Genomic DNA, 11,660 nt, shown 5'->3' with positions numbered 1-11,660 from the left:
GGGTGACCCGCGCTCAGGGACGCCATGCCTCGATCGGATTGCCGAGCCAACGGGTGTCGTCGGGGACGGACTCCGCGGCCATGACGAGCGACGCGGGACCCAGCGTCGTACGGGCCCCGATCGCACTGCCGGGCAGCACGATCCCGCCAGGGCCCAGCGTCGCGCCCTCACGGAGGACCACAGTATCCGTCCGCAAGATCCGGTCGTGGAAGAGGTGTGTCTGGAGCACACAGCCCCGGTTCACCGTCGCGGCGTCCTCCAGCCGCACCAGATCCGTCTCCGGCAGCCAGTAGGACTCCACCCACACACCCCGGCCGATACGCGCGCCCAGCCCCCGCAGCCACACCGCCATCAGCGGCGTGCCCGGAACCGACCCCGCGAGCCACGGCACGGCGAGCACCTCGACGAACGTGTCGGCCAGCTCATTGCGCCACACGAACGACGACCACAGCGGATGCTCCCCGCTGCGATGCCGCCCCACGAGCAGCCACTTCGCCACGACCGACACCACCCCGGCCAGCGCCCCCGCCGCGAGCAGCACCAGCCCCGACAGCAGCGGCGCCCACACCCCCAGCACGCACAGCGCGGCCACCGTCAGCACCGCCAGGCCCGCCGAGCAGAACACCGGCACGATCCGGCACAGCTCCACCAACGCCCGCGCCCACAGCAGCCGCAGGGACGGTTCGTACGTCCGGCTCCGGTCGCCGTCCGACGCGGCACGCGGCAGCTTGACCGGCGGCAGCCCCAGATACGAGGTGCCCTTCTTGGCCTTCTTCGGCGTCGCGGACAGCACCCCGACCAGCCCCCCGTCCGGCACGGTCCGGCCCGGCGCGGTCATCCCCGAGTTCCCGAGGAAGGCCCGCCGACCGATCTCGGCCCGCCCGATCCGCATCCACCCGCCACCGAGCTCGTACGGCGCGGTCAGCGTGTCGTCGGCCAGGAACGCGCCCTCACCGACCGTGGTCAGACTGGGCAGCGCCAGCACGGTCGACACCTCGGCGCCCCGCCCGATCCGCATCCCCAGCAGCCGCAGCCACACCGGCGTGACCAGCCCCGCGTACAGCGGGAACAGCGTCTCGCGCGAGCGGTCCATCAGCTGCGTGACCGTCCACGCCTGCCAACCGATCCGGCTGTGCGTCGGATACGTCCCCTCGCGCAGCCCCACACTCAGCAGCCGCACACCGATCACGATCAGCAGCGCGTACGCCACCCCGAACGCGAGCGTCGCCGGCACGAGGGCCCGCGCCGCACCCGCGACAGGCGCGTCCGGCGTGAAGAGAAGCAGGCCCACGAGGAACGCGGCCGTCCCGGCGAGCACCGGCAGCGCGGTGAGCGCGAAGCCCGTGACGCCGTACATCAGCCGCCAGTACGTCCCCTTGCTCGGCCGCTCCTTGGGCCAGTTGCGCTTGGCCTTGCCCAGCTGGACCGCCGGCGCGCCCGCCCACCGCTGACCCGTCGGGACCTGACCGGTGACCGCCGACCCGGGCGCCACCTCGGCCCGCTTGCCGACCCGGGCGCCGGGGAAGAGCATGCTGCGCGTGCCGACGACGGCATGCGCGCCCACCTTCACCGCGCCGATCTCCAGCCGGTCCCCGTCCAGCCACCACCCGGACAGATCCACCTCGGACTCGACGGCCGCCCCCCGCCCCAGCTTGAGCAGCCCGGTGACCGGCGGCAGCGAGTGCAGATCGACGTCCGGCCCCACCTTCGCGCCCAGGGCCCGCGCGTACCGCTGAAGCCACACCCCGGTCAGCGAGGTCGCCCCGCTGAACTCGGCCAGCCGCTCGGCCGTCCACAGCCGCAGATGGACGCCGCCACCGCGGGCGTACCGACCGGGTCCGACGCCCCTGAGCAGCAGCCGCGCGCCACCGGCGGCCAGCGCGATCCGCCCCGGCGGGCTGAACAGCACGACGACCCCGACCGCCACGAGCCACCAGGGCGCCGTGGGCAGCCACCCGTAGGCGGGCAGCAGAGCTCCGAGGGCGGCCAGGGCGAGGGTCCAGCGCAGTCCCAGCAGCGTGAACAGCGGGATCAGGATCAGCGTCTGCGCGACCTGGGCGCGTCTGGGCACCGGGGCGATGGTGCGCCGGGCCTCGTCGTCCCGCGCCGACTTCTCCAGCCGACGGGCCTGCTTGCGCAGCACCGGCTGCTGGTAGATGTCCAGGACGGCCGCGCCCGGGTAGCGGCTGCGCAGCCGGGTCGTCAGCTGGGCCGCGGCCAGACTGCCACCGCCGATCGCGAAGAAGTCGTCGCAGGCACTCGTGACCGGGACGCCGAGCACCTCGGTCCACTGCTCGGCCAGCCAGGCCTCGGTGCCGTGGAGCCGCTCGGCCGGGCCGCCCGCCTCCAGGCCCTGAAGCGGCCAGGGCAGCGCATCGCGATCGACCTTGCCCGACGTTCGGGTCGGCAGCTCCTCGACCGGCGCGAGCAACGGCACGAGCGCGGCGGGCAGCTCGGCCCGCAGCTTCTCGACGGCGACCGAGTGATCCCAGCCGTCCTGGGTGACGACGTACCCGACGAGCAGCTGATTGCCGCCGCGGGCGGTCCGCACGGCTGCCGCCGCGCCCGCGACCCCGGGCAGCGCCTGCAACGCGGCATCCACCTCACCGAGCTCGATCCGCCGCCCGCCGAGCTTGATCTGCTCGTCGGCCCGCCCGAGGAAGACCAGCCCCTGCGGCTCCGCCCGGACGAGATCCCCGCTGCGATACGCCCGCTCCCACCCCAGCGACTCCAGGGGCGCGTACTTCTCGGCGTCCTTCCCGGCGTCGAGATACCGGGCCAGCCCGACCCCGCCGATCACCAGCTGCCCACTGGCGCCCATCGGCACCGGCTGCCCGGCCTCGTCCACCACGGCCAGCTCCCAGCCGTCCAGCGGCAGTCCGATGCGCACCGGCTCCGCACCGCTCATCAGCGAGGCGCAGGCCACGACGGTCGCCTCCGTCGGCCCGTACGTGTTCCAGACCTCGCGCCCCTCGGTCACCAGCCGCTGCGCCAGCTCGGGTGGACAGGCCTCCCCGCCGAAGATCAGCAGCCGTACGTCGTTCAGGGCCTCCGGCTCCCACAGCGCGGCCAGCGTGGGCACCGTCGAGACCACGGTGATCTCCTGCTCGACCAGCCAGGGCCCGAGATCGGCGCCGCTCCTGACCTGGGAACGCGGCACCGGCACCAGACAGGCCCCGTACCGCCAGGCCAGCCACATCTCCTCGCAGGACGCGTCGAACGCGACCGACAACCCCGCCATGACCCGGTCCCCGGGCCCGATCGGCTCCTCGGTGAGGAACAGCGCGGCCTCGGCGTCCACGAAGGCGGCGGCGCTGCGGTGGGAGACGGCGACACCCTTGGGCTTGCCGGTGGAGCCGGAGGTGAAGATGATCCACGCGTCGTGCTCGACCCCGGGCCGCCCGGCCCGGCGCCCGCCGACACCGTGCCCGGTGATCTCGTGCCCGGCCCCGATCACGGCCCGTACGTCTGCCTCCGCGAACACCAGCTCGGCCCGCTCGTCGGGGTCCTCGGCGTCCACGGGGACGTACGCGGCACCTGCCGCCAGCACGGCGAGGATCGCCACATAGAGCGCATTGGTGCCGGACGGCACCCGCACGCCCACCCGGTCGCCGAGTCCGACCCCGGCACGGGCCAGCCGGCTGCGCAGCCGTTCCACCTCCACGGCCAGTGCGCGGTAGGTCAGTGAGGCGGTGCCGTCGTCCAGCGCGGGCTCGTCCGGACACGACCGCACGGACGCCTCGAACACATCGACGAGCGTGCGCGGCGAAGCCGCGGGACCCCCCGAAAAACGTGCCGCGTCTGCGAACTCCCGCTGGATCCGAGCGCCGACCTCGTCGTCGAGCAGGCCGAGAGCGTCACTCTCCTGTATGGCTGCCATCCGGTCCTCGCGTCTAGATCCCGGATGCCTCCGGGGTGCCGGCGGGCCCGCAGCTGCGCCTGGGGTTGTCCGGCTCCGACCCGTAACAAGCCGGAAATTTTAGTACGACGCTAGGTTCGGGCACTTGGATACGCCATCCGGAACGGCCGTCCGGAGGTACGGCACAGCAGCGGCCACCGGACTGACCTGGGGGTCTCCGAGCGCAGCAGCACCGGAGGAGACTTGCCCCACACACAGCGACAAGGGCCGTGACCTCACAGTCACGACCCTTGTCGTCTCATGTGTCCGAGGGGGGACTTGAACCCCCACGCCCGATAAAGGGCACTAGCACCTCAAGCTAGCGCGTCTGCCATTCCGCCACCCGGACAAGGTGTCTGTCGTGCGGGGTTTCCCTCGCGGCGACGGAGGAAACATTACCAGCTTTCGAGGGGTGCCCGATCACCCCCTTCCCGGCGTGAACGGCGTGTGACGGGGTGCGGCCGGTCTTGGGCCCGGACCGGGGGAGAGGGAGGATGAGGGAGGACCACCAGCAGCGACAGTGTGGGAGGAAGCAGCGTGAGCGACACGGACACGGCCAGGGGCGTCACCGGCGAGGACGAGGTCGTGGACCTCTGCCGCGAGCTGATCCGGATCGACACCAGCAACTACGGCGACCACTCGGGCCCCGGGGAGCGCAAGGCGGCCGAGTACGTCGCCGAGAAGCTCGCCGAGGTGGGCCTCGAACCGAAGATCTTCGAGTCGCACCCGGGACGTGCCTCCACCGTGGCGCGGATCGAGGGCGAGGACCCCTCCCGGCCGGCGCTGCTGATCCACGGCCACACCGACGTCGTCCCGGCCAACGCCGACGACTGGACCCACGACCCGTTCTCCGGAGAGATCGCGGACGGATGCGTGTGGGGCCGCGGAGCCGTCGACATGAAGGACATGGACGCGATGACCCTGGCGGTCGTACGCGACCGGCTGCGCACCGGGCGCAAGCCGCCGCGGGACATCGTGCTCGCGTTCCTCGCCGACGAGGAGGCCGGCGGCAAGTACGGCGCCCGGTTCCTCGTCGACAAGCACCCCGATCTCTTCGAGGGCGTCACCGAGGGGATCAGCGAGGTCGGCGGGTTCTCGTTCACCGTGAGCGAGCAGCGGCGGCTCTATCTGATCCAGACGGCCGAGAAGGGCATGCACTGGATGAAGCTGACCGTGGCCGGCACGGCCGGGCACGGCTCGATGATCCACCGGGACAACGCCATCACCGAGCTGTCGGAGGCGGTCGCGCGGCTCGGCCGGCACAAGTTCCCGGTGCGGGTCACCAAGACCACCCGCGCCTTCCTGGACGAACTCGGCGACGCCCTCGGCACCGAGCTCGACCCGGAGAACATGGAGGGCACCCTCGCCAAGCTCGGCGGCATCGCCAAGCTCATCGGCGCGACCCTGAGCAACACGGCCAACCCCACCCAGCTGAGCGCCGGCTACAAGGTCAACGTCATCCCGGGCGAGGCCACCGCGCACGTCGACGGCCGCTTCCTGCCCGGCTTCGAGGAGGAGTTCCTCGCCGACATCGACCGGATCCTCGGGCCGAACGTACGACGTGAGGACGTGCACGCCGACAAAGCCGTCGAGACCGGCTTCGACGGCGCGCTCGTGGAGGCCATGCAGTCCGCGCTGGTGGCCGAGGACCCGGCGGCCAAGGCGATCCCCTACATGCTCTCCGGCGGGACCGACGGCAAGCAGTTCGCCGACCTCGGCATCCGCGGCTTCGGTTTCGTGCCGCTGAAGCTGCCGCCGGAGCTGGACTTCGCGGGCATGTTCCACGGCGTGGACGAGCGCGTTCCGGTGGACGGCCTGAAATTCGGGGTGCGGGTGCTCGACAGGTTCATCGATGCGTCCTGAAATGACCCACTGAAACGACACTCCACTATTCGGCCAGACGTACTGCCCGTGACTGGCGAGAGTGAACGCGCTCATAGGGTCGTAGCCCTATTAGTTCCTCCTCGTTACAGGTGATGCGATCAGCTACTTGTGATCGCTTTGCCAACAAGGAGGAATAATGATCAAGAAGGTCGTCGCTGCTGCGGCTGCCACCGGTGGGCTGGTTCTCGCGGGCGCGGGCCTCGCCGTTGCCGACTCCGGTGCCCAGGGTGCCGCCGTGCACTCCCCGGGTGTCCTGTCCGGCAACGTGGTTCAGGTGCCGGTTCACGTCCCCGTGAACGTCTGCGGCAACACGGTCTCCGTGATCGGGCTGCTGAACCCCGCCTTCGGCAACACCTGCATCAACAAGTGACGTTGTGCCTCGCCCCATGAATGGGGCTGAGCCCGTCGGCCCCGGAGCGCGTGCCATGCGCTCCGGGGCCGACCGGCCTTTCGGAACGTCGGTCGAATCCGACGTCGTCATTTCTGTACAAGGTCGAAGGCAGGAATCAGTAATGCGACAGGTCACCCGCAAGGGCCTGATGACCGTGGCGGCAGCGACCGGCGTCATCGCAGCCGCCACCGGCGGCGCCGCCCACGCAACCGGTTCGGGTGCGCACGGCAGCACCTCGAACTCGCCCGGTGTGCTGTCGGGCAACACGGTGCAGGCACCGGTGCACGTGCCGGTCAACGTCTGCGGCAACACGGTCGACGTCGTCGGGCTGCTCAACCCGGCGAGCGGCAACAGCTGCGCCAACAAGGGTGGCAGCTCGGCCGGCGGCCACCACGGCGGCTCGGGGTCCTCGACCAGCGGGCACGCCAGTGACTCGCCCGGCGTCGGCTCGGGCAACCACGTCGAAGCGCCGGTCCACGTCCCGGTCAACGTGTGCGGCAACAGCGTCGACATCATCGGCATCGGCAACCCGGTCAAGGGCAACGACTGCGCCAACGGAGGCGGGAGCCACAACCCGCCCGGGTCACCGGAGGAGCCGGGGAACCCTGGGAATCCGGGTAACCCGGGCAATCCCGGTGAGCCCGGGGAGCCGGGAAACCCTGGTGAACCCGGAAACCCGGGCGATCCGGGAGAGCCGGGGAACCCCGGAGAGCCGGGGAACCCTGGGAACCCGGGCGACCCCGAGAACCCCGGCACGCCGGAGAACCCGGGCGGTGAGACCCCGGGCGGTTCCTCGAACGGGAACGAGCCGGGAGCCCACTTCGTGACGCAGCCGCAGGGCGACGCAGAGCTCGCGCAGACCGGCAGTGACCTGCCGTTGGGCCTCACGCTGCCGGTGGGGGCGGGGGCGCTGCTGGCGGGCGCGGTCCTCTACCGCAAGGCACGCGCCTCGGCGTAAGGCGCTGCCGTCCGGCCGAAACGGAGCGCGCCCCGCCGACGCGGGGCCCGCTCCGTTCTCGCTTCTCCGGCCGGCCTGCCTCAGCTCACCATGTGGCCCGCACCTGGCGGATGATCCGACGGCGCAGCCGCACCCTGCGGCTCCCGTCGCGCAGCAGGCTCAGCCGGTCCAACTCCCAGTGTCCGTACTCGGCATGGTCCGTCAACAGGCGTGTGGCGTCCTTGCGGGAGACCCCGCGTGGTACGTACACGTCGACAAATTCGTATTCCGGCATCGCATCTATTGTGCGGGCTGGGGCCCGGTACGGATAGCGTCTGCACTATGTCTGATGCTGTGCAGCCCACCGCTGCCGAGGTACGCGCCGCCGCCGAGGCGGTCAAGACCGCGCTCGACCGCCACCTGGCCGCGGTCGAACGCCGGTCGGGTGAGGACGACCCGGCCGTCTACGAGGCGTTCAACCAGCTGGCCGCAGCCGCCGAGACCTACGACGAGCTGCTCTACGACCGCTACGACGAGGTCACCCCCTTCGAGATCCCCGGTGCGGACGACGCACTGCCGCCGTACACGGGCCCCGAGGAACCGAACGCGCTGAGCGTGCTGATCCGCCGTGACTACGCCGTGGCGGAGCCACAGCGGCTGATGGCGCAGGCCCAGCGGATCGAGGCGGCGGACGACGAGGGGGCGGAGGTCTCCGGCACGGTGCATGGCGCGCTGGGCATCCTGTTCGGCGAGTTCGAACCGGACGAGATCGCCTCCCGGCACAAGGAGTTCGGCCTGGAGGAGGGCGACTCCACGCTCTGGGTGACGGCCGCGGAGGAACCGGCCGAGCCGGGGGAGTGGCTGGAGACGCCCTTCGAGGGGGTCGACCCGCAGCAGGTGGTCTGCCGGTTCGACGTCAGCGCGGTGTTCGACGACGATCTGGACGACGTCGACGACGTGGAGGAGGCGGAGGGCGCCGACGGCGACGATCTCGAGGACGAGCTCGACACGGAGCTGGACGAGGACGACCTCGAACCACTGGACGCGGATCGCTGAGGGGGATCGCAGACGCGGATCGCTGACGCGCAGATCGTCGCGGCACGATCGCCGCGCTGCCGCGCGGCTGTTTCGACGACGACGGCGACGGCGGCGGTCACGGAGGGCTTCCGTGACCGCCGCCGTCGTCGTGTGCACCCGTCTGCCCGGGTCAGACCTCCGACGGCACCTGCGTCCGCAGCAGGACGGGCAGGCGCGTCGTACGCGGCTTGGCCGGGACCTCGGCGACCGCCCGGGGCAGGGCCTGCTCCACGCCGTGGACCACGGAGAGATGGCGGTCGGCACGGCCGAAGGCCGTGTAGACCCAGGGTCGGCTGAGGGCCTGAGCCGCGTCGCCCGGCAGCACCACGACCACCGCCGGCCATCTGCCGCCCACGGCCTGGTGCGCGGTGAGGGCCCAGCCGTGCCGCACGGCCTGCTCCACCCGTTCCTTCGGTACGACGACGGCCTGGCCCGCACAGGACAGGTGCAGTCCCGCCGCGTCGGCCTTCACCACGCGACCCGGCACCGTACGACCGGGCGCGGGGGAGTAGGCGACACGGTCACCCGGGTCGAAGCCGCCGAAGCGGCCGGGGCCGGGGTTGAGCCGCTCCTTGAGCGCGGCGTTCAGGGCGCGGGTGCCGGCCGCGCCGCCATGGCCCGGCGTGATCACCTGGGTGTCCTCGGCCGGGACGCCGATCGCGCGCGGCACCGAGTCCGCGACGAGCTGCACGGTGCGGTGCACGGCCTCGCCCGGCTCCCGCACCGGCACGATCACGACCTCCTTGCCGGGCGCCTCGACCTGGGTGAGCTCGCCGATGCCGATGCCGGACACCAGCTCCCCCAGCGGGCCGGGATCCGGGCGCCGCGAGGCGATCTGCGGGCAGCTCCGCGCCGCCAGCAGATCGGCGAAGACCCGCCCGGGTCCCGCGGACCAGAGCACCGCAGGGTCCCCGGCCAGCACCAGCCGGGCCCCGTCCGGCAACGACTCCGTGAGCAGCGCCGCGGTCTCGACGTCCAGCTGCGGCGCGTCCAGTACGACGAGCAGATCGAGGTCGAACGCCCCGTCCACGTCCCGCCCGGGCCCCTCGGCGCCGGAGAGCAGCCCGGCCACGGTGGCGACCCCGGGCACGGGCCCCGTCCCGGCGGGGACGCCGGTCGCGTCGAGCCCGCTCAGCGCCGCGAACCGGTCGCGTCCGACCGGGCTGTGCGTGGCCGCCCAGGCCCGCAGCCCCAGCCCCGGCGCCGCGCGCAGCAGCGCCGCCGGTTCCGCCAGGGACGCCTCCCCACCGGTGTGCAGCACCAGGCCGTGGGCCGACACCGCGCGGATCAGGTCGCCGGCCGAGCCCCCGGCCGCCGCGGCCCCTTCCCAGCTCTCGGCCGAACCGTCCTGCACGGGCGCCGAGTTGATCAGACGGCCCAGTCCGTCGGCGAGGCTCTCCTCCGCGAGGGCGTACCGCTCCAGGCCGACGAGAACACGGACCGGCCGCTCCTCGCCCTCCCCCTCCTCGTCGTCCTGCCGGGGTGGGGCACCGGGCTCGTCCAGGGCGTCCTGGAAGGCCAGCGCCTCGCCCTCGGCAAGGGTGTTCTGCACGGCCGCGTCCGCGTCCGGCACGCCCCGCTGGGTCAGCGCCGCGGCCAGCATCGGAAGTTCCAGGGCCGTGTGCCCGGCCATGGCGGCCTGCTCCAGCAGCCAGACGGCGACCGCCCGGCCACGCCGCTCGTCGTCCGGTCCGCACTCCGCGCCGAGCAGCGCCCGCGCGAACCCGTCGGCCTGCTCCGGCCGTACGCCGGGGACACGCAACAACTGCCACGGGTCCGCCCGCAGCCGGTCGGCCGCGTCCTCGCCGAGAACCGCGGCCACCTGCTGGGCGAACGCCTCCGGGGCGCCGCCGTCGGCCAGCACGCGCCGCGCGGACTCGACGGTCTCCGGCGCGGGGGCCGCGGGCGTGCCGGGCGCCTGAGCGGGCGCGGGCTGCGGGCGGCGGGGCGGCTCAGGGGCGGGGCGACGCGGTGCCTCCGGCTCGCTGAAGACGGTGGCGGCGGGCTTGGCCCCACCCTCCACGGCCCGTACGGCCGCGAGCAGATCGGCGGCCTTCCCGCTGAGCTTGGTCCCGCTCTCGATGGGCCCCTGCTTCTCGGCCTTCCGCCGCTCGATCCGCTCCCGCTCCAGCCGCTGAGCCGCGAGCTCGGCCTCGGCCTCGGACACCTGTGCCCCGGTGCCGCCGTCGCCGCCCGGCGCGCCACCTTCCGGCGCGGAACCGCCCGCTGCGGAACCCCCCGTGGCGGAGACCTCCGTCGTGCCACCCTCCGTCTCGGCGTCCTCCGTCGTGCCACCCTCTGTCACGGCGTCCTCCGTCACGGCGTCCTCCGTTACGGCACCCGGTGTCCCCGGCTCCGTGTTCTCCGTGGTCTCGGGCGGCTCCGTGCTCACAGCGTGCTCCAGTCGTGATCGGGATAGCGGTGCACGGGCGCCGACACATCGTCGAGCGCCCGGCAGATCTCGTCAGGAAGACTAAGGTCCTCCACTGACAATGCCGCCGTGAGCTGCTGGGCGTTGCGCGGTCCGATGACGGGCGCGGTCACTCCGGGCCGGTCGCGGACCCATGCGAGGGCCACCTGGAGCGGGGTCACCGCCAGCCCGTCGGCCGCGGTCTGCACGGCGTCCACGATGCGGCTCGCCGTGTCGTCGAGGTACGGCGCGACGAAGGGCGCCAGATGCTCCGAGGCGCCGCGCGAGTCCGGCGGCGTCGAGTTGCGGTACTTGCCCGTCAGGACACCCCGCCCGAGCGGGGACGACGGGAGCAGGCCGATGCCCAGGTCCAGCGCGGCCGGCAGCACCTCGCGCTCCACTCCGCGCTGGAGCAGCGAGTACTCCAGCTGCGTGCTCGCCAGCCGGGTCCGCGTCCCGGGCCCCGCCAGCTGCCAGGTCGCCGCCTTGGCCAACTGCCAGCCGCAGAAGTTGGAGACGCCGGCATAGCGCGCACGGCCGCTGCTGACCGCCAGGTCGAGGGCGTGGAGGGTCTCGTCCAGGGGTGTGTACGGGTCCCAGGCGTGGATGTGCCAGACGTCGACGTGGTCCGTGCCGAGCCGGGCCAGCGAGGCGTCCAGCGCGCCGAGCAGATGGCCGCGCGAGCCGTCGAACCGGCGGTCCGGGTCGGGCACGCTGCCCGCCTTCGTGGAGATGACCAGGTCCCGCCGCGGGACCAGCCCTTCTATGAGCCGGCCGAGCAGATACTCGGCCTCCCCGTCGCCGTACACATCGGCCGTGTCGACGAGCGAGCCGCCCGCCTCCCAGAACGTCTTCAAGAGGTCCGCGGCGTCGTGCTCGTCGGTGTCCCTGCCCCAGGTGAGGGTGCCCAGCCCGATACGGGACACGCGCAGGCCGGTGCGGCCGAGATGCCTCTGCTCCATGAACGCCGAGATTACTGGCCAGAACCTGCCGTGTGGGGGCCTGTGGATGACCAGTTTCCCGGACGGTGACCGAGCACGCCGACGGCCGGTCGAGCGACGCC

The 11,660-nt window shown here is 72.7% G+C and carries 8 protein-coding genes and 1 tRNA gene; 4 read left to right on the top strand and 5 right to left on the bottom strand.

Annotated elements, in window-relative coordinates; all coding sequences use genetic code 11:
* Positions 1-13: 13 nt before the first annotated feature.
* Entirely contained in the window at positions 14-3,880 is a 3,867-nt protein-coding gene (locus ACHBTE_RS08060) for a Pls/PosA family non-ribosomal peptide synthetase (protein WP_394722782.1), read from the bottom strand.
* Positions 3,881-4,162: 282 nt separating this feature from the next.
* Positions 4,163-4,247 (bottom strand) — tRNA-Leu (locus ACHBTE_RS08055).
* Between the two features lie 188 nt (positions 4,248-4,435).
* On the opposite strand from ACHBTE_RS08055, the gene ACHBTE_RS08050 reads away from it, so the two are divergent.
* From ACHBTE_RS08050 to ACHBTE_RS08040, 3 genes are all read left to right on the top strand, one after another.
* Positions 4,436-5,761: a M20/M25/M40 family metallo-hydrolase gene (locus tag ACHBTE_RS08050; RefSeq protein ID WP_394722781.1), complete on the top strand. Its 1,326-nt coding sequence runs from the start codon at positions 4,436-4,438 to the stop codon at positions 5,759-5,761.
* A gap of 157 nt (positions 5,762-5,918) precedes the next feature.
* The gene (gene chpH / locus ACHBTE_RS08045; RefSeq protein WP_030608446.1) at positions 5,919-6,152 is read left to right on the top strand and encodes a chaplin ChpH; all 234 of its coding nucleotides are present in this window, start codon (positions 5,919-5,921) and stop codon (positions 6,150-6,152) included.
* Positions 6,153-6,294: 142 nt separating this feature from the next.
* Positions 6,295-7,131, top strand: coding sequence for a chaplin family protein (locus ACHBTE_RS08040; RefSeq protein ID WP_394722780.1), 837 nt, complete (start codon positions 6,295-6,297; stop codon positions 7,129-7,131).
* Positions 7,132-7,216: 85 nt separating this feature from the next.
* Here the strand turns inward: ACHBTE_RS08040 and ACHBTE_RS08035 are convergent, their stop codons facing one another.
* On the bottom strand, positions 7,217-7,405 hold the full coding sequence (locus tag ACHBTE_RS08035; protein WP_005485166.1) for a DUF5703 family protein: 189 nt from the start codon (positions 7,403-7,405) through the stop codon (positions 7,217-7,219).
* 47 nt (positions 7,406-7,452) lie between these two features.
* On the opposite strand from ACHBTE_RS08035, the gene ACHBTE_RS08030 reads away from it, so the two are divergent.
* Positions 7,453-8,166 carry a hypothetical protein gene (locus ACHBTE_RS08030; RefSeq protein WP_394722779.1) on the top strand — a complete coding sequence of 238 codons (714 nt, stop codon included), beginning with the start codon at positions 7,453-7,455 and terminating at the stop codon, positions 8,164-8,166.
* A gap of 151 nt (positions 8,167-8,317) precedes the next feature.
* Here the strand turns inward: ACHBTE_RS08030 and ACHBTE_RS08025 are convergent, their stop codons facing one another.
* Both ACHBTE_RS08025 and ACHBTE_RS08020 read right to left on the bottom strand, forming a co-directional pair.
* Positions 8,318-10,579 carry a helix-hairpin-helix domain-containing protein gene (locus ACHBTE_RS08025; RefSeq protein ID WP_394722778.1) on the bottom strand — a complete coding sequence of 754 codons (2,262 nt, stop codon included), beginning with the start codon at positions 10,577-10,579 and terminating at the stop codon, positions 8,318-8,320.
* Positions 10,576-11,559 (bottom strand): aldo/keto reductase, encoded by a 984-nt coding sequence (locus tag ACHBTE_RS08020; protein ID WP_394722777.1) that lies wholly within the window; start codon positions 11,557-11,559, stop codon positions 10,576-10,578. Before ACHBTE_RS08020 ends, ACHBTE_RS08025 begins: the two co-directional genes overlap by 4 nt.
* Positions 11,560-11,660 lie beyond the last annotated feature (101 nt).

It is taken from the genome of Streptomyces sp. M41, from assembly GCF_043673425.1.
Lineage (GTDB): Bacteria > Actinomycetota > Actinomycetes > Streptomycetales > Streptomycetaceae > Streptomyces.
Note: the sequence above shows the minus strand (reverse complement) of the source record. Positions and strands in the feature narration are given on the sequence as shown.

Coding starts and splice junctions, on each gene's coding strand:
- ACHBTE_RS08060 (WP_394722782.1), bottom strand. CDS start 3,880: ATGGCAGCCATACAGGAGAGTGACGCTCTCGGCCTGCTCGACGACGAG.
- chpH (WP_030608446.1), top strand. CDS start 5,919: ATGATCAAGAAGGTCGTCGCTGCTGCGGCTGCCACCGGTGGGCTGGTT.
- ACHBTE_RS08040 (WP_394722780.1), top strand. CDS start 6,295: ATGCGACAGGTCACCCGCAAGGGCCTGATGACCGTGGCGGCAGCGACC.
- ACHBTE_RS08035 (WP_005485166.1), bottom strand. CDS start 7,405: ATGCCGGAATACGAATTTGTCGACGTGTACGTACCACGCGGGGTCTCC.
- ACHBTE_RS08030 (WP_394722779.1), top strand. CDS start 7,453: ATGTCTGATGCTGTGCAGCCCACCGCTGCCGAGGTACGCGCCGCCGCC.
- ACHBTE_RS08020 (WP_394722777.1), bottom strand. CDS start 11,559: ATGGAGCAGAGGCATCTCGGCCGCACCGGCCTGCGCGTGTCCCGTATC.